This window comes from Mycobacterium sp. E2699 (assembly GCF_001666745.1).
Lineage (GTDB): Bacteria > Actinomycetota > Actinomycetes > Mycobacteriales > Mycobacteriaceae > Mycobacterium.
On record NZ_LZJH01000108.1, the window covers coordinates 40,696 to 63,760 of the forward strand.

At 64.2% G+C, this 23,065-nt stretch carries 20 protein-coding genes; 10 read left to right on the forward strand and 10 right to left on the reverse strand.

Going from position 1 to position 23,065, the window contains the following annotated elements; all coding sequences use genetic code 11:
• Positions 1-64 precede the first annotated feature (64 nt).
• Positions 65-493 (reverse strand): hypothetical protein, encoded by a 429-nt coding sequence (locus tag A5696_RS19800; RefSeq protein ID WP_067882748.1) that lies wholly within the window; start codon positions 491-493, stop codon positions 65-67.
• An 86-nt stretch (positions 494-579) separates the two neighbouring features.
• On the opposite strand from A5696_RS19800, the gene A5696_RS19805 reads away from it, so the two are divergent.
• From A5696_RS19805 to A5696_RS28935, 5 genes are all read left to right on the forward strand, one after another.
• Positions 580-1,884 (forward strand): adenosylmethionine--8-amino-7-oxononanoate transaminase, encoded by a 1,305-nt coding sequence (locus A5696_RS19805; RefSeq protein ID WP_067882708.1) that lies wholly within the window; start codon positions 580-582, stop codon positions 1,882-1,884.
• 97 nt (positions 1,885-1,981) lie between these two features.
• Entirely contained in the window at positions 1,982-2,452 is a 471-nt protein-coding gene (locus A5696_RS19810) for a YbjN domain-containing protein (protein ID WP_067882709.1), read from the forward strand.
• 316 nt (positions 2,453-2,768) lie between these two features.
• Positions 2,769-3,350 carry a PE family protein gene (locus A5696_RS19815; RefSeq protein ID WP_067882710.1) on the forward strand — a complete coding sequence of 194 codons (582 nt, stop codon included), beginning with the start codon at positions 2,769-2,771 and terminating at the stop codon, positions 3,348-3,350.
• 54 nt (positions 3,351-3,404) lie between these two features.
• Positions 3,405-3,944 carry a PE family protein gene (locus tag A5696_RS19820; protein ID WP_067882711.1) on the forward strand — a complete coding sequence of 180 codons (540 nt, stop codon included), beginning with the start codon at positions 3,405-3,407 and terminating at the stop codon, positions 3,942-3,944.
• Positions 3,945-4,217: 273 nt separating this feature from the next.
• Positions 4,218-4,757 carry a PE family protein gene (locus A5696_RS28935; protein WP_067882712.1) on the forward strand — a complete coding sequence of 180 codons (540 nt, stop codon included), beginning with the start codon at positions 4,218-4,220 and terminating at the stop codon, positions 4,755-4,757.
• 88 nt (positions 4,758-4,845) lie between these two features.
• On the opposite strand, the gene A5696_RS19830 is transcribed toward A5696_RS28935, so the two are convergent.
• The 6 genes from A5696_RS19830 to A5696_RS19850 form a co-directional block, all read right to left on the reverse strand.
• Positions 4,846-7,758, reverse strand: coding sequence for an RND family transporter (locus A5696_RS19830; protein WP_067882713.1), 2,913 nt, complete (start codon positions 7,756-7,758; stop codon positions 4,846-4,848).
• Positions 7,755-7,922 (reverse strand): MmpS family transport accessory protein, encoded by a 168-nt coding sequence (locus A5696_RS29225; protein ID WP_082956623.1) that lies wholly within the window; start codon positions 7,920-7,922, stop codon positions 7,755-7,757. The genes A5696_RS19830 and A5696_RS29225 overlap by 4 nt, the downstream gene beginning before the upstream one ends.
• 10 nt (positions 7,923-7,932) lie before the next feature.
• Positions 7,933-10,806 carry an RND family transporter gene (locus A5696_RS19835; RefSeq protein WP_067882714.1) on the reverse strand — a complete coding sequence of 958 codons (2,874 nt, stop codon included), beginning with the start codon at positions 10,804-10,806 and terminating at the stop codon, positions 7,933-7,935.
• Positions 10,803-11,237 (reverse strand): MmpS family transport accessory protein, encoded by a 435-nt coding sequence (locus A5696_RS19840; RefSeq protein ID WP_156738492.1) that lies wholly within the window; start codon positions 11,235-11,237, stop codon positions 10,803-10,805. The genes A5696_RS19835 and A5696_RS19840 overlap by 4 nt, the downstream gene beginning before the upstream one ends.
• A 438-nt stretch (positions 11,238-11,675) precedes the next feature.
• Positions 11,676-11,912 carry a hypothetical protein gene (locus A5696_RS29230; protein ID WP_156763191.1) on the reverse strand — a complete coding sequence of 79 codons (237 nt, stop codon included), beginning with the start codon at positions 11,910-11,912 and terminating at the stop codon, positions 11,676-11,678.
• Between the two features lie 92 nt (positions 11,913-12,004).
• Positions 12,005-13,333: a wax ester/triacylglycerol synthase family O-acyltransferase gene (locus tag A5696_RS19850; protein ID WP_231964525.1), complete on the reverse strand. Its 1,329-nt coding sequence runs from the start codon at positions 13,331-13,333 to the stop codon at positions 12,005-12,007.
• Positions 13,334-13,834: 501 nt separating this feature from the next.
• On the opposite strand from A5696_RS19850, the gene A5696_RS19855 reads away from it, so the two are divergent.
• Together A5696_RS19855 and A5696_RS19860 are read left to right on the forward strand one after the other, a co-directional pair.
• Positions 13,835-14,794: a sulfotransferase family protein gene (locus A5696_RS19855; RefSeq protein ID WP_067882750.1), complete on the forward strand. Its 960-nt coding sequence runs from the start codon at positions 13,835-13,837 to the stop codon at positions 14,792-14,794.
• A 130-nt stretch (positions 14,795-14,924) separates the two neighbouring features.
• Complete coding sequence (locus tag A5696_RS19860; protein WP_067882751.1) at positions 14,925-16,193, forward strand: glycosyltransferase; 1,269 nt, start codon at positions 14,925-14,927, stop codon at positions 16,191-16,193.
• 19 nt (positions 16,194-16,212) lie between these two features.
• On the opposite strand, the gene A5696_RS19865 is transcribed toward A5696_RS19860, so the two are convergent.
• Positions 16,213-16,974 (reverse strand): GAP family protein, encoded by a 762-nt coding sequence (locus A5696_RS19865; RefSeq protein ID WP_197517023.1) that lies wholly within the window; start codon positions 16,972-16,974, stop codon positions 16,213-16,215.
• A 231-nt stretch (positions 16,975-17,205) separates the two neighbouring features.
• Here A5696_RS19865 and A5696_RS19870 point away from each other — a divergent pair, with 231 nt between their 5' ends.
• Together A5696_RS19870 and A5696_RS19875 are read left to right on the forward strand one after the other, a co-directional pair.
• Positions 17,206-18,486: a glycosyltransferase gene (locus A5696_RS19870; protein ID WP_067882718.1), complete on the forward strand. Its 1,281-nt coding sequence runs from the start codon at positions 17,206-17,208 to the stop codon at positions 18,484-18,486.
• Between the two features lie 51 nt (positions 18,487-18,537).
• Entirely contained in the window at positions 18,538-19,323 is a 786-nt protein-coding gene (locus tag A5696_RS19875) for an alpha/beta fold hydrolase (RefSeq protein ID WP_067882719.1), read from the forward strand.
• 21 nt (positions 19,324-19,344) lie between these two features.
• Here A5696_RS19875 and A5696_RS19880 read toward each other — a convergent pair whose 3' ends face one another.
• Together A5696_RS19880 and A5696_RS19885 are read right to left on the reverse strand one after the other, a co-directional pair.
• Entirely contained in the window at positions 19,345-20,364 is a 1,020-nt protein-coding gene (locus A5696_RS19880; protein WP_255382422.1) for a Gfo/Idh/MocA family protein, read from the reverse strand.
• Between the two features lie 34 nt (positions 20,365-20,398).
• Positions 20,399-22,039, reverse strand: a complete 1,641-nt coding sequence (locus tag A5696_RS19885; protein WP_067882721.1) for a GMC oxidoreductase — start codon at positions 22,037-22,039, stop codon at positions 20,399-20,401.
• Positions 22,040-22,251: 212 nt separating this feature from the next.
• Here A5696_RS19885 and A5696_RS19890 point away from each other — a divergent pair, with 212 nt between their 5' ends.
• A complete protein-coding gene (locus tag A5696_RS19890) occupies positions 22,252-23,064 on the forward strand; it encodes a TylF/MycF family methyltransferase (protein ID WP_156738494.1) in 813 nt (270 codons plus the stop codon).
• Position 23,065 lies beyond the last annotated feature (1 nt).

The window sequence follows — 23,065 nt, forward strand, 5'->3', positions numbered from 1 at the left end:
TGACCGGACGGTGACTGGCGGGCCGAATCGGGCCCGCGCAGTTGTGATTTGGGTCTCAGCCCGCTCAGAGCCAGTAGCGCGCGCTGAAGGCGGTCAGGATCGAGCCGGCCACGGAGGCGACCACCAGGAGGGCTAGCGACAGCACGGGCCAGAACGACATGTACCAGCCCTTCAAGAGGGAAACGAACGGGCCGATCGCGGCCGCGGCGATCGCGGCGCCGATGCCACCCCACACCAGCGGGCGGATGTAGTAGTCGACCCCGAAGGGGACCGGTCCGCATTCTTCCCCTACGCAGACGTTCGCGAGGAAGCCGAAAAGCCGCGCCGGCCACGTCGTCGCCGTCGCCAGGACCACCAGCAGCACCAAAAGCGAGACGGTGCAGATGACGTCCCAGGGGACTATCCGCAGGCGCAGCACCCGAGGTGGCTCGTGGCTTGGCTGCTCGGGCTGGTCGGGCGCGTCGCGCGTGTCGGGCGTCGGCGGGACGGCGATGCGGTCACCCGGATTGGGGTCCATGGCCCTAGATGGTCCCCGATGGCCGCGAATTGTGCGAGCCGGCTGCTTTACGCTCGGTCTCTATGCCTGCGACCAGGGCGCGGTTGACGCCCGAGGAAATCAGCGCGATCGACGCGGCGCACCTCTGGCACCCCTACAGCACCATCGGCGCGGAGGCGGTGGCGCCCGTGGTGGCCGTCGCGGCCAGCGGCACCCGGCTGACGCTGATCCGGGACGGCCGTGAGATCGAGGCGCTCGACGCGATGAGCTCCTGGTGGACCGCAATCCACGGGCACGGCCATCCCGAGCTGGACGCGGCGCTGACCGCGCAGCTGGGCGTGATGAACCACGTCATGTTCGGGGGGCTGACCCACGAACCGGCCGCCCGGCTGGCACAGCTGCTGGTGGACATCACCCCGGCGGGGCTGGACACGGTTTTCTTCAGCGACTCCGGGTCGGTGTCGGTCGAGGTCGCGGTGAAGATGGCCCTGCAGTACTGGCGCAGCCTGGGCCGCCCCGGCAAGCACCGCCTGATGACCTGGCGGGGCGGCTACCACGGGGACACCTTCACGCCGATGAGCATCTGCGACCCCGACGGCGGCATGCACGCGCTGTGGACCGACATCCTGGCCCGGCAGGTGTTCGCCCCGCAGGTGCCGCGCGAGTACGACCCCGCCTACGTCGCGACGTTCGAGGCGCAACTGAGCCAGCACGCCGCCGAACTGGCGGCCGTCGTCGTCGAGCCCGTCGTGCAGGGGGCTGGCGGGATGCGCTTTCACGACCCCCGCTACCTGCGCGACCTGCGCGAGCTGTGCCGCCGGCACGACGTGCTGCTCGTCTTCGACGAGATCGCGACCGGGTTCGGCCGCACCGGCGAGCTGTTCGCCGCCGACCACGCCGGAGTGAGCCCGGACATCATGTGCGTCGGCAAGGCCATGACCGGCGGGTACCTCAGCATGGCCGCCACGCTGTGCACGACCGACATCGCCCGCACGATCAGCTCGGGGGAGGCCGGCGCACTGATGCACGGCCCCACCTTCATGGCCAATCCGCTGGCCTGCGCGGTGTCGGTGGCCAGCGTCGAACTGCTGCTCGGCCAGGACTGGCGCGCGCGGGTGGCCGAGATCGGGGCCGGGCTGGCCTCTGGGCTCGAACCGGCGCGGGCGCTCCCCGGTGTCCGCGACGTGCGGGTGTGTGGCGCCATGGGCGTGATCGAATGCGCCGGGCCGGTGGACCTGGCCGTCGCCACTCCGGCGGCGCTGGACCGCGGCGTCTGGCTGCGCCCGTTCCGCAACCTGGTCTACGCGATGCCCCCGTATATCTGCTCGGGCGAGGAGATCGGGCAGATCAGTTCCGCGATGCTCGAGGTCGCCCGGCTCGTCGGCTGAGCCGTCCTGGTGACTCAGTGAACTCTCAGGAGATTCTTCGATGCCGGCTAGCTTGGCTCAAAGGGTCCTCAAAGTCGCCGGCCCCACACTGATCCCCATGACACGTGAGTCGCTCTGCGCGGACCTGATCGAACGCTACCTGTCCACGTGCGACGTCCGCTTCCTGCAGGACGAGCGCGGCGGCGCATATTTCTTCGTGCCCAGTGCCGATCACCAGCGGCTGCGTGTCCACCTGGAGATCTCCCCCTCGTTTGGGGACGTGCTGACCGTCCAGGTGACTCCCGCGAACGCCTTTCCGGTCGCCGACCGTCGGCGGCTGACGCACATGGCCGATGCGTGGAACCGGCGGAATCGCGACGTCACCGCCGTCGTGCAGGGCTGCTCGGATCCACAGCGCATCGCCGTTGTGGCCCGTCGATCCCAGTGGATCCGCGAAGGCATCTCTTTCGACCGGTTCGGCTCTTTCGTCGACCGCACCCTCGCGGCGGCCATCGATCTCTTCGCCGAGTTGGCGCCGGTTGTCGAGGTCCCGTCGACGACGCATCCGCTCCTGCGCGACGCCGGCTGACGTTCCGGTTCAGGTGGCCTACGGCCTGTCCGCTGCACCGCGCCGAGGCCAGACACCTCGGTATGGCATCGCGTCGGCGAGCTCGCTAGGTGTGGCAAGCCGCCCGTCTCGGCGCAAAGCTGTCCAGTCGCGGCCAGTTTGCAGTGCCGGCAGTTTGGTGTCCGTCGGGATCAGGAACTCCCAGCAGCGTTCTACTTGTGTGCAAGAAGCGCCACGCGCGATTCAATTTGTATGTAAGGTCCCTACCGAGCGTGACCGCGGGCATGCTTCGCGCTTTGCCGCCGGGTTTGGTGAATGACCAGGTGGGAGGATAGATATGTCGTATATTTTGGCGACGCCGCAGTTGATGGCGGCGGCCGCAGCGGATGTTGCGGCTGTTGGTTCGGCGGTCAGCGCTGCCCACCTGGCGGCGGCCGCCCCGACCATCGCGGTGATACCGGCGGCCGCCGATGAGGTGTCGGCGAGCGTCGCGCAGGTGTTCTCGCGGGCGGCCCAGGAGTTCCACACGCTGGCCGGAAAGGCCGTGGCGTTTGGAGAGCAGTTTGTCCAGCACTTGACTGCCGGTGCGGGCTCGTACCTGGCCGCTGAGACGGCCAACGCCGCGTCGTTGCTGCACATCACTGCGAGCGCCGGCTCGGCTGCCAGTGTCATACCCAACGTGCCGGGCCTGTCCGGCGCGCTCAACGGTCTCGCGCTGCTGGGACACACCGCATTGTTCCTGGGGCAGGCCGTAGTATTTTTATTGGAGACCATTCCATTTTTCTTGGAGGCCATTCCGTTCGTCACAATTCTCACGACATATCTCACGCTGGGTGCGACGTTTCTGACGCTGGCTTTTGCGGATCTATTTTTAAAGGCGGCATTGCTCTTCGGGCTCGGGATATCGGTCCCGTTCTGATTGGCTTAGTCGATCGCAATTAAATTTTCATAATGACCGGGTCGGAGGACAAAGATGTCGTATGTGTTGGCGGCGCCGGGGATGATGGCGGCGGCGGCAGCGGACGTGGCGGCTGTTGGTTCGGCGGTCAGCGCTGCCCACCTGGCGGCGGCGGTGCCGACCGTCTCGGTGATTCCCGCGGCCGCCGATGAGGTGTCGGCGAGCGTCGCGCAGGTGTTCTCGGGGGCGGCCCAGGAGTTTCACGCGCTGGCCGCAAAGGCGGCGGCGTTTGGGGAGCAGTTTGTTCAGCACTTGACCACCGCCGCGGGCTCGTATGTGGCCGCTGAGGCGGCCAGCACCGCGTCGTTGCTGCAGTCAACCGCGAGTGCCGGCTCGGCCGCCAGCGTCATACCCAACTTGCCGAGCCAGTTATTCAGTGCTGTAACGGGTCCGCTGACTTTGTTATCGACTTTTGTCGCCGAGTTCCGCGCATTGGCATCTCTGGCATACTTTGATTCATATCTCGGGTTGGTTGTGGCTTACGAGTTGTCCGTTTTGGTGGAGCAGCTGTTGAAGTCCGTTCTGCCTTCTTTCGGCGTGCCTATCCCGTTTTAATTGCCGTCCGCTGATTGCTCTGCGTCGTGTGAAGCCGGTGCCGCCGCGAACCGTTCGGGGCGACGCCGACCAGAGTGCGGGGGAAGCGCTCGGCCACATCGCTCGCGGCCTTGAAGTCAGCCCGCGTGCCGGATGGCTCACCGTCACGTCGGATTCATGTTCCGTGAAAAGCCGTAGGCGACGACTTCAGTCCGCCTAGAATCCTTGTGGTCTGACGGTGGAGGACCGCCCGGGCCTAGCGACAATCGGGGGCTTGCTAGTAGGTGGACCGACATGTCGTATGTGATCGCGGCGCCGGAGATGATGACATCGGCGGCAACGGAGTTGGCAACTGTCGGCGCGAACCTCGGCGCGGCCCACGCGGCTGCTGGGGGCGCGACCCTTACCGTGACGCCCGCCGCTGCCGATGAGGTGTCGGCGGCCGTCGCGGGGCTGTTCTCCCGTGCCGCCCAGGAGTATCAGGCCCTGGCCGGGCAGGCGGCGGCGTTTCATGAGCAGTTTGTGCAGCACTTGGCTGCCGGCGCGGGCTCGTACCTGGCCGGTGAGGCCGCCAACACCGCGGTACTGCAACCCTTGGTTGGGGGGGCGGCCTCGTCCACCAGCGCAGCCGCGTTTCCCAGCTCGATACTCGGTTTGTTCAACGGTGCACTGAGCCAATTGCTCAACGTGTTACCACCGGGCTTTTTGAATTCACTAGAACATTACGTTATTCAACAACTTCTTCTGCTCCTCTACGCATTCGCCTATGTGTCGGCGGAGGTATTGAAAATGATCATCCCGATTCTGGCGCTGGGGATGCCGATTTTTGGGTAGCGGCACAGTGTCACAGCCGGCTCATCCGCCGGTGTCGAGTGCTCGCTTAATGGAAATACCGGATCCCTGGTGAGTGGCGAGCGCCGGCCTAGACCGAGAGCCTCGGGAGCTCGGTTGTGACCGCGTCGTCGGCGACGTCGTCGTGCAGCAACAATTCTCGTACCAGCGGACGCGGTCCCTCGGATCGAAGCATGAAACTGGCCGGGCGCGGACGGACTACCTGAGGCCACCAGAACCAACGCCCGAGCAGCGCGGCGATTGACGGTGTCATGAACGAGCGCACGACCAACGTGTCGAACAACAGCCCCAGGCCGATGGTGGTACCGACCTGACCGATAATCCGCAAATCGCTGAAAATCATCGAGGCCATGGTGAAGGCGAACACAAGTCCCGCGTTCGTCACGACCTTGCCCGTGCCCCCCATGGCGCGGATAATTCCGGTGTTGATGCCTGCGGCTATTTCCTCTTTCATCCGGGATACCAGCAGCAGGTTATAGTCAGAACCCACCGCCAACAGGACGATCAAGGACATCGGAAGCACCATCCAGTGCAATTTGATGCCGAGAAGATACTGCCAAACAAGTACCGAAAGCCCAAATGAGGCGCCCAGCGAAAGCACGACCGTACCCACGATAACCAGCGCGGCCACGAAGCTGCGCGTCAGTACGAGCATGATGACGAAAATCAGGCAGAGTGCACCGACGAACGCAATCCGCAGGTCATATTTCGAGCCGTCCTGGAAGTCCTTGAAGGTCGACGCGGTGCCGGCGAGATAAATCTGGGCGTCCTTCAGGGGCGTCGTCTTGAGCGCCTCCTCGGCCGCGGCCCTTAGTTGATCGATGCGCGCTATGCCCTCGGGAGTCCCGGGATCGCCCCGATGCAGGATGATGAATCGGGCCGCTTTGCCGTCCGGGGACACGAAAGAACTTTCTGCGCGCTGGAAGTCCGGATTCGCGAAAACTTCCGGGGGCAGATAGAAGGAGTCGTCGTCCCTGGCCGCGTCGAACGCCTGCCCCATGGCGGTGGCATCCCGGCCAGAATCGTCCATCTGGCCGAAAGTCCCGGACATGGTGCTGTGCATCGTCAGGAGCATCGCCCGCGCATCTTCCTCTATCGCGATCAGCCGCGGCATCGGTTTGGTTAATTCTGGCAACAGCAGGTCCAGCTTGTTGAGATCGTGCACGATATCGGTGAGTTTGTCGCTCAACTCGTAGACACCGTCGACGAGGTCAAATATCGATCGCAACGACACGCATATTGGTATATCGTAGCAGTGCTTTTCCCAATAAAAGTAGCTACGAATCGGTCTCCAAGTATCCTCAAAATCTGCAATGCTATCTCTCAACTCATAAACAAGTTGAGCCATCTCATTCGTTTTGACGATCGTGTGGTGAGTAAGTTCATTCATCCGCAACTGAATGGCGTATAGACGTTTCGTGATAACGATTTGCTGCGCCAGCATATCGGCCTCTTTGAGGATATCGTTGAGAGTGCCTTCTGTGGTTTTCATGCTTTGCAGCATGGCCGCATTTTGCATGCTGATGATAAAGGGTATCGAAGTGTGTTCGATCGGTGTCCCTTCGGGTCGCGTTATGCCTTGCACGCGTGAAACGCCCGGAACGCGAAAAATTCGCTTTGCAAGCTTGTGCAGCACTAGAAAGTCCGCTGGATTGCGCATGTCATGATCAGTTTCGATCATCAAAATCTCGGGCATCATTCGCGATTGCGAGAAATGACGGTCAGCGGCCGTATAGCCCAAATTCGCCGGAATGTCTTTCGGCAGATAGAGCCGGTCGTTATAGCTCGTTTTGTAGCCGGGCAGCGTCACCAAACCGATCAGTGCGACTGCCAACGTCGTGACCAGAATCGGTGCCGGCCAGCGGACGATCGCCGTGCCGACCCCGCGCCACCGGCGCTGGGCGATTCGCCGTTTGGGGTCGCACATACCGAAGCGACTGGCGACCGCCAGCACTGCCGGCACCAGCGTGAGTGCCACCGCGACCGCGACGAGCATGCCGACGGCGCACGGCACGCCTATCGTCTGGAAGATCGGCAACCGGGTAAAGCTCAGGCACAACATTGCCCCGGCGATCGTCAAACCGGAACCCAAGACGACGGGAGTGACCCCGCGGTAGGTGGTGTAGTAAGCCGTCTCGGGGTCCTCGCCGGCCTGACGCGCCTCCTGGTACCGGCCGAAGAAGAATATGCCGTAGTCGGTTCCGGCGGCCATCGCGAGCGCCACCAGCAGATTGATGGCGAACGTGGAGAGTACGACGATGCTGTTGTCGGCCAGAAATGCGATGATTCCCCGGGCCGAAAGCACTTCGATCCCGACTCCGATCAACAACAGCACCACCGTGGTCACCGAACGGTAGACCAGAAGCAGCACCACAAAGATGATCACGGCGCCGATCAGCGTCATTTTCAGAATGGATTGGTTGCCGCTGCGCACCATGTCCGGAACCAGCGCTGCCGGGCCGGTGACATGGACCTCGATACCGGGTGGTGGCGGAGTCTGCTTCACGATATTCCGGACCGCCGCCACGGATTCCTGTCCCAAGGTGGTGCCCTGGTTGCCGGCGAGATTCAATTGCACATATGCGGCCTTGCCATCGGGGCTTTGCACACCCCCCGCCGTGAGGCGGTCTCCCCACAAATCCTGTACGAATTCAACATGCCGCGGGTCGGTTCTCAACTTGCGTATTAATTCGCGGTAGTAGGTGCGGGCCTCGTCGCCGAGCGGTTGCTGTCCCTCCAGCACGATCATCGCGAAGCTGTCCGAATCGGATTCTTTGAAGAGCTTGCCCATCCGTGTCATGGCGTGCACCGAGGGCGCGTCTTGAGCGACCAATGGCACCGAATGCTCTTCGCCGACCCGTTCGAGCGGTGGAACCCCGAAAGTCACGGTGAGCGTCACCGCCACCCACGCCAGGATGATGAAGGGCGAGAGCTTGCGGATCGTCCGCGCTGTGAAAGGGGGCCGAGGGCTTTCGGTGCTCATGTGGCCGTCAACCGGGAGAAGCTAACCGCGCCCGCTTCGTGCGAAGTCGTCTCGGTCTTGACCACACCGGGCACCTCGATACGGCAGCCCCTGCTGTCGCTATCGCTGTGTACCACGATGCTCCCACGGGTCGCCGACTTTGCGCTGAGCTGGAAATCTGCCACTGGGGTGCCGCTATCTCAGCAATAGGGCGCGAACCAACGGACGGGGGCCGGTCGGGCGAAGTAATGCACTGGCCGGGCGCGGGCGCACCTGTTGCGGCCACCAGAACCAACGGCCCAGCAGTGCGGCGATGGACGGGGTCATGAACGCGCGCACGATCAGAGTGTCGAAGAGCAGGCCGATCCCGATCGTGGTGCCCATCTGGCCGATGCTGAGCAAATCGCTAACCAGCATGGACGCCATCGTGAAGGCGAACACCAGGCCCGCATTCGTAACGACCTTGCCGGTACCACCCATTGCCCGAATTATGCCGGTGTTGATACCGGCGCCAATTTCCTCTTTCATCCGGGAGACAAGCAGCAAATTGTAGTCCGACCCGACAGCCAAAAGGAGGATCACTGACGTGGCGAGAATCGCCCAGTGGATCTGTATGCCGAGCAAGTCCTGCCAGACCAGCACGGACAGCCCGTAGGACGCCCCTAGCGACAGCAATACGGTGCCGACGATGACGAGGGCTGCGACAAAGCTCCGCGTCATCAGCAGCATGATGATGAAAATGAGGCAGAGCGCGGCGACGACCGCGATGATGAGGTCGATCGTGGAACCGACGACGAGGTCTTTGGTGATCGCTGCGGTGCCGGTGAGGTAGATCCTCGAGTCTTCCAGCGGTGTTCCCTTGAGTGCCTCCGCGGCGGCACTCTTTATCGCATCCACCCGCGAGATGCCCGCGGGCGAGGCGGGATCTCCCTTCTGTGAAATGAGCATGCGCATGTTCTTCCCGTCCGGCGACAAGAACACGTCGATGATTCGTTTGTAGTCCTTATTCTTGAACGCGTCTGGCGGCAGATAGAAAGAATCGTCATTTTCCGCCTTGTCGAACGCCTTCCCCATGGCAGTTGCGTTATTGCCGTTCTCGTCCATCTGGCCGATGGTTCCCGACATCGTGCTATGCATGGTCAGCATCATGGCTCGCATGCTTTTCATGATCGCGATCATCGGCGGGAATTCGGCGGCGAGTTGCGGCATGAGCACATCAAGCTGATCGAGGTCTACCAGCACTTCCTGAAGCTTATCGGTAAGGGCGTCGACACCGTCGATTGCATCAAACAGCGAGCGCAATGAGTAGCAGACCGGGATATCGTAGCAGTGCTTTTCCCAGTAAAAATAGCTGCGAATCGGCCTGAAGAAATCCTCGAAATCGGAGACATGATCCCGCAATTCGTTCGTGATCGCCTGCATTTCGTGAGTTTCCTGGATCATGTGATGGGTCGTGGCAACGAGGCTACGAATTAGGTCATACATGTGCTCCATGATCCTGATAGTTTCTGCTAACTGGTCGGCCTGCTTGAGCATGTCATTCATACGCGCTTGCTGGAAGCCCATGCTTTGTGACATGGCGGCCTGTTGCAAACTCAACATGAAAGGTATCGACGTGTGTGCCAGCGGGGTTCCCTGAGGCCTAGTGACGGCCTGCACCTGAGAGATGCCCGGAACATTGAGGATGGCCTTTGCCAGTTTATTCAGCACTAAGAAATCTGCCGGATTGCGCAGATCGTGGTCAGACTCGACCAATAGGATTTCGGGCGTCATCATCGCCGATGGGGGAAAATGTCGCGCTGCAGCAGCAATTCCCAAATTGGCTGGAATATCTTTGGGGATGAACTTCTGGTCATTGTAGCTAGGTTTGTATCCCGGGAGCGTCAAGAGTCCGACAAGCGCCACTGCCACCGTCGCGATGAGGATAGGGGCCGGCCACCGAACGATGGCCGTACCTACCCGCCGCCATCCGCGAACCCGAATCTTCCGTTTTGGCTCGAACAGGCCGAAACGGCTTCCTAGGGCCAAAACTGATGGAACCAGCGTGAGCGCGACCGCGACCGCGACCAATACTCCTACCGCGCAAGGGATGCCTAGGGCCTTGAAAAAGGGGAGTCGGGTAAAGGTGAGGCAGAATAGCGCGCCGGCGATCGTCACACCGGACGCCAAGACGACCTTGGCGACCCCTCGGTAGGTGGTGTAAAAGGCCGCTTCCCGGTCCTGGCCAGACTGACGAGCTTCATGATATCGCCCGATGAAAAATATCCCGTAATCGGTTCCGGCCGCGATGCCGATGGATACCAGGAGATTGACACCGAAGGTGGTCAGACCAAGAAGCCCATGATGGCCAAGGAAGGCGACAGTTTCACGGGCCGCCTGCAGTTCTAGCCCTACCACCAGCAATAAAAGAATTACTGTAGTGATCGAACGGTACACAAGAAGCAACATGATCAGGATCACCGCGACGCTGACCGCCGTCATCGTGATGATGGTCCTGTCGCCACTGTGGCCCATGTCGGCAGCGACCGCCGCGGGCCCGGTGACATACGCATTCACCCCAGGCGGCGCGGGCGTCCGCGCGACGATTCGCTGGACCGCTTCGATCGATTCGTTCCCCAGGGTCTGCCCTGGGTTGCCGGCGAGAACCAGCTGCACATATGCGGCTTTGCCATCGGCGCTCTGCACGGCGCCCCTGGTGAGTTCATCACCCCAGAAGTCTTGAATGTGCTGCACATGCTTCGGATCGTCTCGCAACTGACGAACCAGACGGTCGTAATACTGGTGAGCCTCGTCGCCGAGGGGCTGCTGACCCTCCAGGACAATCGTCACCATGCCGCCGCTGGAACCGGATTGCTTGAAGTCTTCATTCGCGCGCTGAGCCGCCTTGAACGACGGCGCGTCTGTTGGATTAAGGGATACCGAACGCTCTGCCTCTACCTGCTCCAAGGAGGGCACGCTGATACCCAAGACGGCGATGATCGCCAACCACGCCAAAATGATTGCCGCAGAGAAGCGATAGATCGTCCGCGCCACCAGTGGCCGAGCGTCGTGCGGCGCTTGGTCGCTCATGCGGCCTTCTGCGTGCAGGAAACGTAAGTGCTGACTTCGTGCTCCGCGGTCTTTTCGGCCTTGACCACGCCGTCCACCAGGATGCGGCAGCCGATACTGTCAGCATCGTCCTGCGCCGCGACGTCTACGACGGTCGTCGCAGAGCCGATCGGGAACTCCAATGACCATGGCAACGGGACCGCCTTGATTCGCTGCGGATTGCCATCGCCGTCGAAGTAGCTGATCTCGGCAACACTTCCCGACGGTCCGAACACCTCATATCTCACATGCTTGGGGTTGTAGGGTTTGGCCTCATCTTTTCTGGTGTCGGAATACGCGGGCAATTTATCCGAGCCGAAGATGCCGTGCAGCCGCGAGACGGTGAAGCCTCCCGCGCCGATCACCACCAGGATGACCAGCGGGACCCACAGCCGGCGCAGGATCTGGAACATCGCAAATCCCGGGCTACGACGCCTCTTTGCGGTTCCCCCGGACGCATGAGGCGCGGGCGAAGGTTCGCTCGCAGCCCGCCGGCGAAAAAGTCGTCGGCCGGGCCGTTGGCCAGGCTCTTGACCGCCTAGCGTGGCGACATCGGACTCAGCTCGCTCAGCGTTCCGCACGCTGCCTTCAACCACCGCACCACCTTAAGCCGACACGAGTCCAATAACGGATTCTTAACATAGTCCAGGCCAACACGGTCTACCTGAGTTTTTCCATAAAGTTCCAGGTGTCCGCCCTGCGAGCGGCGCGCGGGCGGCGAAATCCGGCACGCGGCTACGCTTCCCGGGCGTTGATCGCCACCTCGACTTCTTCTTCTTGCGCGTGCGCCACCTGCTGCGCGGTGTAGCGGATGAGGAGCGCCGCCGCGCCGATGAGGATGGCCATCCCGCTCAGCCACAGGAAAGCCGTAGGTGTAGCCGTGATCCAGCGCCGTGCAATTGGGCATCGTTCATGGACTTCACCGGCGCATGGACGCCGCCCAGGTGCAGCGTGCGCGACATGATGACGCCGTGGATGACGGCCAGCATGATCGGCGCGCCCAGGCTCGGCGGCACCGTCGAGATCGCCGACGCGGGCCCGAAGTTGTTCAGGGCCGATGCTGGCAATCGGCGCGGCTTCCAGGCCATCTAGTCAACATAAGTGCAATAGCGATTTCCGAACGAAATTAGAGGACTGGCCGGGGGCCGGTACGTGGCTCAGGTCTCGGCCGGCCGATTCGCTAGTCCGCCTCGCCCGTCAGGCCGAACTCGGCCAGCGTGCGCAAGGCGAGTTCACGCAAAGCAGGCTTGGTGTTATCGGCGCCCGGTTGGTAGGCCACGACGGTGATGTAAATCTTGCCGATCCCCGGCGTGCGGCAAGACACCACCTGCATGTGGCCGCCCGTCCGCTCGAGTTGCTGTCGGGTTTCGTTTTGCCTCGTGCCCCGCGCCCAGGCGTGCTCGCACTGGGTGCCGTCGGCACGGCTCACCACCATGCCGGCGTCGCCCAGGTTGGAATAAACCACCGGCAGATCGGGGTCGTTGAGCTGCGCGTCAATTCCTTGTCTCCACATCCGCTCGGGCGTGAACGGGGCGAGCGGAGCGAGTTGCAACGCCTCGTCCGGCGTTTCAAGTCGACCGTTTAGTGCCTCCTTGATAGCGACCCGTGCCTCGCTCAGATCCTTCGTTATCGACGTCGTGTCGAGGCTGATGCGGGCAAAGTTCACCGCGACCGCACGCGTGTCGTCCTCCGTGCGCTCGGCCATCACGATTCGCAGGGTGACGGCGCCGTCGGTGCTACGCCTACGACCCAGGTGCTCCGCGAGTTTCGCGGCGAATGCGGCGGCGAGCGTGGTCCCCGTGCCGCCGAGGGCCGCCGCCTGCGCATCCCAGTCGGCCTGGTCGACGAGGACCGCGACTCCGGGCAGAATCACCGGCTCGTCGCCGTCGTCTGTGCGGCGGACGACGGGCGGGGGTTGCGTTGGTGACGCGGCAACATCGAGTCGCTGGCGGCGGAACAATTTCGCGGCCGCGACCAGTGCCCGGCCGACCTCGGGTGCGTCTCGAACCACTTGACGGGCGTCCTGAAGCACCGCGGCCAACCGGGTGCGGGAGCGTCGCGGCGGGTAGCCGAGATCGCGATTGTTGCCCAGGACCGCATCGGCTACGGCTACGAGACCCCCGACGCCGTCAATTAAGTAGTGGGAGAGCACCAAGGTGACTGCGGTCGAGCCGTCCGTCAGAGGGAGCACGCTGAGATGCCAGGCGGGTCCCGATTCGGGGTCAACCGGTACTTGCGAGCGTTCGTCGGCCCAGTCGCTGAGTTCAGCGCGCGGACGGGCGCACTCGGCAAAATTGATATCCGACGGCCCCCGATCCAAGACCCACCTGTGCCGCCCGAACGGCAGCGGTGAAGGTTCGATGAGCCGTCCGGACAACCCGTAGCCGAGATTGTGGTGAAAACGTCTCAAGCCATCGAAGTCGATTGGGTGCTCGTAAACCCATACGACCTGCATGACTTCCGTTTGGCCAATGGCGCGTTGTCCGCAGTAGAAGGCTTGGTCCGTCAACGCGAGCAGGTTGTCCGGCCGCTTATCGCCGCCGGGTGCTCGACGGCGTAAGGACTTGCGCGCGGGGCGGGTCCGGGTTGTCACTGACTGCCTCCGATATCACAGCGTGGGGCCGCGCCGCCGCGGGGCGTCGACCCGGTCATGGCGGCCCACACCGCGCAGGACGGCGTGGGCCTCGATGGGGTGGAACCAAACGAATCGAATCAGGTTAGCCCCGAGGACTTCGGCGCGGCCCAGGATTTGACGAAGACAGCGCCAGCCCATGATTTACCTGCGAGATGTTGAGACCCGCCGCCACCGCGTTGGCCGTAGGCGCCCGAATACGGAGCGACACTCCCGATATTGCAGAAATCGCACGGCCGTCCGGTAGGGCACTTACGGTGTTGTGGTGATTAAGGGTCGACTAACCGTCTCGGAGTGCGTTGCGAGAACTTCCTCCATCGGTTCAGGGGGTCGCGTGCCGAGCGTGGCGTCTAGCGGCGAGCTTTGCCGGTGAGTGACATCCCGCCGTCGGGGCCTGCGGTCCGTCCGGTCGCCCTATTCGTCCTGGGCTTTGCCCGGTCCGGCACATCGGCGCTGACGCGCGTTCTCTCGCTGTGCGGTGCGACGCTCCCGCCCAGGCTGCTGGGTGCCACCGCGCGTTACCCCGCTGGCTTTTGGGAGCCGCGTCCAGCCGTCCACCTCAACGGGGCAATCCTGCGCCGCCACGGCAGCGCTGGGTTCGACCCGACGCTGCGCCTGCAGGAGGAGGGCGCGCTCGACGCCGATGCGAAGGCCGCCTACATCGCCAAGATTCGGGCGTACCTCAGCACGTTGCCGGCAGCGCCGCTTGTGGTCATCAAGGACCCGAAGATAACGGCACTTTCCGACATGTGGTTCGAAGCGGCGCGCCAGGCCGGATTCGATCCCGCGGCCGTGATTGCAGTGCGCCACCCGGTCGAGGCCAGTAAGTCAATTGCGGCGGCCGCTCGAACCTCACCGGAGTTCGGCGGCGCCTTGTGGTTGAAATACAGTCTGCTGGCCGAGAAGACGACGCGCGATTTGCCCCGCGTGTTCGTCGAGTACGACAACCTCATGGACGATTGGCGTCGGGAGGTAAAGCGAATTTCCGCGGCGATCGCAACCGAACTGGATACCCGCGATGGGAGCGCCGTCGAGGAGTTTCTCGCGCCCGCGCTACGCCACCACCGACACTTCGGTCCGGTGACCGAGTTTTTCGGCACGGACTGGATGTCCGCGGCCTACGAAGCGCTGAGTGCGGCCGCCCGCGACGAGCCAGAGGATCAATCCGCGCTTGATCGCGTCTACGAGTCGTATCGCGCAAGCGGCCAAGGCTTCCGGAATGCACTTGACGACTACTACCACCTCCGCAAGCTTTACCGGCTCGTCCCGATATCGCTCGTGAACCTGTTCCTCGAGGCCAACGCTATCGTTCGCAGGCGCAGCGGAACCTGGGCCTAGGCGTTGAGCGGAGTGCTCGGCACGAGTGTCCGGTCCTGGGTTATGCTGCCCGTCGGCTGAGCCGGGAGTGTGAGTCTGCCCCCGTCGCCGCGCACAAGGCGCACGGAAAGTGGAGGGCCAAGACCGGGCCATGAAATTCGTGCTGACGTTCTATGGAACCCGCGGCGATGTCGAGCCCGGCATCGCAGTCGGTCGTGAGCTGCTGCGCCGGGGCCACGAGGTGCGCATGGCTGTGCCGCCCGACCTGGTTGGGTTCGCCGAGTCGGTTGGACTCGAGGCGACCGCCTACGGCCCGGATATGGAGGCTTGGCTGGAGGTAACGCGCAACTTCTGGACGCGACTGTTCCGCAACTTCTGGAAGATCCAAGATGTCAAGAGATTGTTGCGGGAAGCTCGGGAGCCCGGTATCCGATGCTGGGCCGAGATGAGCGCGACGCTGACCTCGCTGGCAGACGGGGCAGACGTCCTTCTCACCGGCATGAGTTACCAGGAGTTGGCCGCAAACGTGGCCGAGCACCGCGATATCCGGTTGGCGACGTTGCTTTGGTTTCCGACACGGGTCAACGGCCACCTTGTTCCCAACCTGCCGGCGCCGTTGGTCCGATCGGCGATGACGGTGTACGAGTGGCTGGTTTGGCGCGGGGTGAAGAAGGCCCAGGACGCACAGCGTCGCGAGCTGGGCCTGCCGAAGGTGACAGGCCCGGCGCCCAAACGGATCGCAGAACGCGGAGCGCTGGAAATCCAGGCGTACGACGCGGTGTGCTTTCCCGGCCTGGCCGTCGAATGGGCGAAATGGGGAGACCGGCGACCCTTCGTCGGCACACTGACGCTGCAGTTGGCGACCGATGCCGATGAGGAAGTGGCGTCGTGGATTGCCGAGGGCAGGCCGCCGATCTTCTTCGGGTTCGGCAGCATCCCGGTTGAATCTCCGGCCGATGCGATCGCGATGATCGGCGCGGCATGCGCGGAATTGGGGGAGCGGGCGTTGGTCAGCGCCGGCTGGTCGGACTTCAGCGATGTTCCCGACATCGAGCATGTCAAGGTTGTCGGCGCGGTGAACTATGCGGCCATCTTTCCGGCCTGCCGCGCCGTCGTTCACCACGGCGGTGCGGGCACGACGGCCGCGGGCCTGCGCGCCGGCGTCCCCACGTTGATCCTCTGGATGGCGGACGTTCAGTTCATGTGGGGCGCTGCGGTCAAGCGGCTGAAAGTGGGCACGGCGCGGCGCTTTTCGAGCACTACCGAGAAATCGCTGGTCTCGGACCTGCGCACCATTATGGCCCCGCAGTACGCCGCCCGGGCCCGCGAGATTGCCACCCGTATGACCGAATCCGACAAAAGCGTCGCGGCTGCCGCGGACCTTGTAGAAGAGTTCGCCGGCCTCAAGGGTATAGGTTGATTTGCTCTAAGCCTTCCGCTCAGACGCCGCCGATGCCTACGGCGAACATGGCGACCCCCGCCAACGCGACCACGCCGATTACCACCTGGCGGCGGTTCGCCGACACCCAGTCGTGCAGAAGTTGCAGTGCCGCTTGGGTTTTCGCTGGCGCGGCCAGATAGCTCAGAAGGGGGATCTCGACGACCGCGAATATCACGAACACCCATGCGAAGGCGAGGGCGACCTGCGTACCGATCGCGGCTCCCGAGGCCACGATGGTGGTGAGCACCAACAGCACGCTCAGAGGAGGAGGTCCCATTGCGAGGCCGATCACCAACGGGACCCTCAAAGATCCGCCCTCCCACGTGGTGATGGCCCGACCCTGAAACCGCCGAATAACGGATGCGTCCTGCGCCGGCGCATCCCGCTGCAAGGGTGGGATCGGCGTATTCGAGTCAGGCGCCAACGTCGACGCGCCGCCATTCGGCGCCGTCAGGAGCGCCCGGCGGCGTGCCCAGAAGCGGGCTGCCAGCAGCGCGGCGACCGTTATTGCTAGCACGCCGACACCGATTTGAATGTGATGGACGGCGGGGCTGGCGAAGGTGCGCGCGGTGCGCTGGGCAAAAGACCTGAAGGAGGGTACGAGGTGCAGCACTATCAAGGGAATCACCACGTAAGGCACACTCACCGTCATTGCACCAATCCAGTAAACGAGCAGGTTTGACACGGGCCGTGGCCGGGAGATCAAAAGAAGAACGACGCCCAGACGCACCGGATCAAACGTCAGCAGAAGCGTCAGCACCAGCAGTACTGAACTACCCCACACGCGCCGAACACTACCGTGTCGGATTTTGCGAATGGAATTGTCCGGGGCCTACCTGGGTCAATTCGGGCCGGCCGGCGTTGCGGCCCCTGAAGGACTTTCGGCAATTTCCATGCGGCCCTCAATCGCGGGTATCGGGCGCTATACTTCCGGGGCCGCGGGGGCTTTCATCGGCAAAAGGCGTTCGGGAAGTGAAAGGCCGGGTCCGCGATGAAATTTGCGTTGGCGAACTGGGGCAGGCGTGGCGATATGGAGCCCTGCGTCGCTGTGGGGCGCGAACTGGTGAACCGGGGGCACGACGTGCGCATCGCCATTCCGCCCGACCTGGTCGGCTTCGCCGAGTCGGCCGGGCTTGCGGCAGTCGCGTGCGGGCCCGAAACGCACGCCATCATGGAAATTTCCCGCAAATACTGGGCATGTTTCTTCGACAACCCGTGGAAGCTCCGGGAGCTGACGAGGTTGCAGCGCGAACTCAACGAGGGCCTCGGTCGGTGTTCGGAGGAGATGGGCGCGACGATGAAATCGATGGCCGACGGCGCCGACCTGCTGTTCGCCGGCCTGAATTTCGAGGCCCCCGCCGCCAACGTCGCGGAGTACTACGACATCCCCTTGGCCACGCTGCACTGGTTCCCGGTCCGAGCCGGCAGCCAGCTACTCCCATTCCTCCCGGCGCCGATTGGCCGCTCCGCAATGAACCTTTTGTGGTGGCTTTCTTGGCGCGGGTCGAAGAAGACCGAGGATGCGCAGCGCCGTGAACTCGGTCTCCCGGCGGCCACGAGTCCCGCGTCGCGGCGGATCACCGAACGCGGATCGTTGGAACTGCAGGCCTACGAAGAGGTGTGTTTTCCCGGGCTGGCCGCCGAATGGGCGGAATGGAATGGGCGGACACCCCCGCGAAGGCCATTCGTCGGCACGCTGACGATGGAGTTGCCGACGGATGCCGACGAGGAGGTCTTGTCGTGGATCGCGGCGGGGACTCCGCCGATTTTCTTCGGGTTCGGCAGCGTGCCGGTCGAGTCCCCGAGCGACACGCTGGCCATGATCAGCGCGGCCTGCGCGCAGTTGGGTGAGCGGGCGTTGATTTGCTCCGGCTGGAGCGACTTCGGCGACGTCCCTCCTTCCGGGCACGTCAAGGTGGTGGGCACGGTGAATTACGCCGCGATCTTTCCGGCCTGCCGCGCTGTGGTGCACCACGGCGGTGGGGGAACCTTGGCCGCCGGCCTGCGGGCCGGAGTCCCCACGCTGGTCCTCTGGATGTTGCCCGATCAGCCGCTCTGGGGAGCTGCGGTCAAACGACTGAAAGTGGGCGCCGCCCGGCGGTTTTCGGCCACTACCGAGAAGTCGTTGGTCGCGGACCTGCGTACCATCCTGGCCCCCGAATACCGCGCCCGCGCCCGTGAGCTGGCGACCCGGGTGACCAAACCCGCCGAAAGCGTTGCGGCGGCTGCCGATCTTGTGGAAGGTTTCGCCCGCCTGCGGCGTGTTCGCTGATTGTGCGACTCCGCGCTCTCGGCCCGGCAGATAACAATAGGATCGCCTCTCATGGACCTGTTTGTGCGCGAATCCGGTCCGGCCGGGGCGCCCACAGTCGTATTCCTCCACGGAGGGGAATTCAGCGGTCAGTCCTGGCAGCCCGTCGTCGAGCGGATGCAGCAATATCACTGTTTGGTGCCCGACCTGCCGCAGCACGGCGAGAGCCTGCAGAACGGACCGTTCACGATGGAGGGAGCCGCCACTGCGGTGGCAGAACTCGTCCGGTCCCGGGCGAGCGACGGCCGGGCCCATCTCGTCGGGTTGTCGCTCGGGGCCCAGGTGGGGGTCCAGCTGCTGGCGCTCGCGCCAGAACTCGTCGGTCGGGCGGTGCTGTGCGGGACCATCGTCAACGCGATGCCGGCTGTTCGGCTGACGGCGCCACTGCTGGGGCTGGTGGCCTGGGCCAAACAGTCGGTGACCATCCGCCGGAACGCGCGCCGGGCGCCGGTTCCCCCGGCCGAGCCCGAGGGCTACCGCGAGGACGTGCGTCTCCTGCCGCCCGCGCAGATGGCCCATCTCGTCGCGGCGTCCGGCGGCTTCACCATTCCCGGGGGACTCGACAAATCTGATTCGCCGACGCTGTTCCTCACCGGCGCCCACGAGATGCGGCTCGTCCGCAATTCGGGGGCCGCGCTCGCGCGGCGAATGCCCAACGGGGTCGACGGGCTGGCAACCGGTATGGGCCACGAATGGCCCCTGCAATGTCCGGACCTCTTCGCCCGCACCGTCGACGGCTGGCTTACCGGTACGGCCCTGCCGCCTGAGATCGCGCTGCCGGACTCGGTTCGTCGCTGATGCCCTCCGTTGCGGCGAAGCTCAGCTCGGCTCACGCGGTGAGAGGCCCGCGGCGCGGTAGATCGCGTCGATGACGCTCATGTTCTCGACCGCATCCTGCGGCGTCGTCTTGACCGGTTCGCCACGCAGCACCGCCGCGGCAAACGCCTCGAGCTGATACGCGAAGGTGGCGCGCCGCGGGAAGCGCTCCACGCGCTTGCTGTCGGCCGATTGGACGGAGAGCCGAGGGAGAACTTGAGGTGCCGCCGGACTGAGCCAGTGCAGCCGGCCGCGGTCGCCGACGAGCTTGGCGCTCGCCCGGAACAGATCCGACGACCACAGCGCGCAGCGGATCCGGCCCGTGAGCCAACTCGTGAACCGCAACTCGGCCGTCATCGCGCGGTCCACCTGGGCGCCGCGCAGTTTCGCCTGTGCCGCAACGACTTCCGGCGTCGAGCCGCCGAACGTGCGGAGCATGTCAACGGCGTAGACTCCGGCATCCATCAGCGCGCCACCGGCAAGGGAGTAGTCGTAGACGTTGGCGTTGGAGCGCTTCGGCAGCAGGACGCACAACGACACGTCCACCCGCTCCAGCTTGCCCAGCTCGCCTGACTCGAGAATCTGCTCGACGCGCAAAGTCAACGGATGGTAGCGGTATTGGATTGCCTCCATCACGACCCGATCCGACTTCGCGGCCAGTTCGGCGATCTCGCGGGCCTCGGCGGCATTGGCGGTGAACGGCTTCTCGCAGAGAACGTGCTTGCCCGCGGCGAGCGCGGCCCGGGTCCATCTGCCGTGCAGGCCGTTCGGCAGCACGATGTAGACGGCATCCAGATCCGGATCGGCAATCAGCGCGTCGTAGTTGTCGTGCACCCGGGGGATGCCGTGCTTGCCGGCAAACGCCCGAGCATGGGACTCGTCGCGATCCGCCACGGCGGCGACGACGACGTCGGCGTTCTCCCGGGCCGGCTTGATGAGAATCATCGGCGCGAAGCGCGAAGCCCCCAGGATGCCGATCCGGAGCGGGCCCGCGCCGTCACCACCCTTGCCTAATTGCGCCACAGCAGGCACTCCCATCTATCTCGACGATCCGCGGTCAGGTGGCGAAATGCACCTGGTTCACGTGCGCGGCCACCCGCAGGGCGTTCGCCGCGACGGTCAAGCTCGGGTTCAGGCCGGTGCTGGAGGGGAAGAACGAGGTGTCCACGACGTAGAGGTTGTCCACTTCGTGGGTCCGGTTATGCGGGTCGAGCACGCTGGTTTTGGGGTCGGTGCCGAAGCGGCAGGTGCCGCACACGTGGCCCAAGTTCGCGTTCTCCTTGCCGCTGCCCAGGGTGAGTTTGCGAAACGGCGCGAACACCTCTTTCACCTGACGTAAAAACACCGCGCGGCGGTCGATCTCACTGGCGTGCAGGCGGTACTGCATGCGCATCCGCTGGCGGTTGTCGACGCCGGGCCGATCGGCCGGCAGCACACGGTTGTCCAGGTAGGGCAGGTCCTCCATGATCGCGGCCATCACGAGGCCGCCGGTGACGACCCGGTCGTAGATTCGGCGCATCGCCGGAGTAGCCAGCCGCAGCGCCTTCCCGAGGCGGCCGGGGCGGTTGGTCACCCACTCCAAGGGAGGCAAGGCCCCGAATGACTGAACCGTGCCGTATTTCTGACCCTCCCAGAAATAGAAGTCGTTGAGCCCGATCTCCTTGTTGGCGGCGGTGATCTTGCGTTCGGGATTGGGCCAGACCTCGAGCGGCTCGAGCAGATGACGCATCAGGTTGCGCCCCACCCAGTCGGAGCCGTTGGCCAGTCCGCGCGGCCAATCGCCGGAGCGCGAATTGAGCAACAGCACCGGGGTGGCCAGCGCCCCGGCGGCCAGCACCACCACCTTGGCCCGCAGGGCCAGCATGTCGCCGCGATGCGCGCAGACCACGTGCCGGACGTGGCTGCGGTCGGCCTCGAGCCGCACCACCTGGCATTCCGCCAGCAGGCGGGCGCCGTGCTCGGCGACCGCCGGTTGCACGCCGTTTCGGGCGGCGTCGTTCTTGCACGGTTGCGGGCACAGATAGGTCTGACATGCGGTGCACCCGTCGGTGTAATCGCACGCCATCGGCAGGTGATAAGGGTGCAGCCCGCGCCCGGCCAGATAGTTGACCAGCGGCTGGTTATCCAGCGAGAACGGCGGTGCCGGGGGTAGATCGGCCTCGGCGGCGTTCGGACGCAGGGGATCGCGTTGACCGCGAACCCCTAGCAGCTTTTCGGCCTGCGTGTACCAGGGACGCATCTCGTCGTAGGTGATCGGCCAGGCCTCGGGCACGGTGGAATCGCCGGGTTCGCGGAAGTTTTGCCTCGGCGTGAAATCTTCGGCGAAGAAGCGCTCGCAGACCATGCCGTACAGGGCCGAGGACCCGCCCGTTCCGCTGCCGATGAACGGCACGAAGCGCTTCGAGCGGCGCCCGCTGACGTCTTCGACCTCGTCGGTGCAGCGTCCGGCCCGGGCCAAGGCGTCGTAGAAGGTCTCGCGGGATCGGACGGCTCGCGGCTCGGCCTGTTCGGGGATCGTGGAGCGGATCGTGCCCGGGGTCCCGGGCAGTGTCGAGCGTCCCTTCTCGACGAACAGCACCCGCCGGCCTGACCGGGCCAGCTGGTAGCCCAGCATTCCTCCCCCCATGCCGGTGCCCACGACGATCACATCCCACACCACGCGTTCGGCTTCACGCGCGTCCAGTTCGCCGTTAGCCAATCGAACTCCTCGACGGGTGCTGGCCAAACGCTTTGCCCGGTCCGGGCGAATCGGGATCGTATCACCCGTCTGCCGCGGCAGACGGGGTTAGTTATGGGCGTTGTTAACCGCCCAACGTCCCGGCAATTTAATCTGGGAAAACTCTTAAACATGCGTCGAACAGGCGTCTAAACTCAGCGCCGGAAGTGCCGGCATGCGAGACAGGGGCAGTTTTGACCATCACCGACTACGACGTCCGATCCCTCTACCTCGACCTGCTTCGGCGCAACCTCACCAGATACGGCATGCAAGAGCGGACGCCCGCTGACTGGCCGCTGCGGCGGCGCCTGCTTTGGAAAGCTTTCAACCGCCACCTCGAGCGGAACAATGCGCACCGACTCACCGGGGCCACGCCCCGCGAGCTGGGCCTGGACTGGCCGGCGGAGGCCGAGACGATGATCGGGATGCAGAGACTGACGAGTCTGCAGGAATGCGTTCAGACAGCGCTGGCCGACGACATCCCGGGTGATCTGGTCGAATGCGGAGTGTGGCGCGGAGGGGCTTGCATCCTGATGCGCGCGGTGCTGGCAGCCTACGGCGACGCGACCCGATCTGTGTGGCTGGCCGATTCTTTCCAAGGCGTGCCACGCTCAGACCCCGCGAATTACAAAGCGGACAAAGGGATTAGGGCGGAACTCGCCGCGGGCATATTGGGCGTCTCGGAAGCGGAAGTGAGGGCGAATTTCGAGCGCTACGGGCTGCTGGATGACCGGGTCCGCTTTCTTCCCGGCTGGTTCAAGGACACGCTGCACGATGCACCGATCGAACGCATCGCCGTACTGCGGCTCGACGGCGACCTTTATGAATCGACGATACAAGCGCTCGACGCGCTCTATCCGCGACTGTCCCCCGGGGGCTTCTGCATCATCGACGACTACCACGCCCTGAAGCCGTGTGAGCAAGCGGTCACCGACTATCGCGCGAAACACGGAGTTACCGCGGAGATCGTCGAGATCGACGGCACCGGCGTGTTTTGGCGCAAGTAAT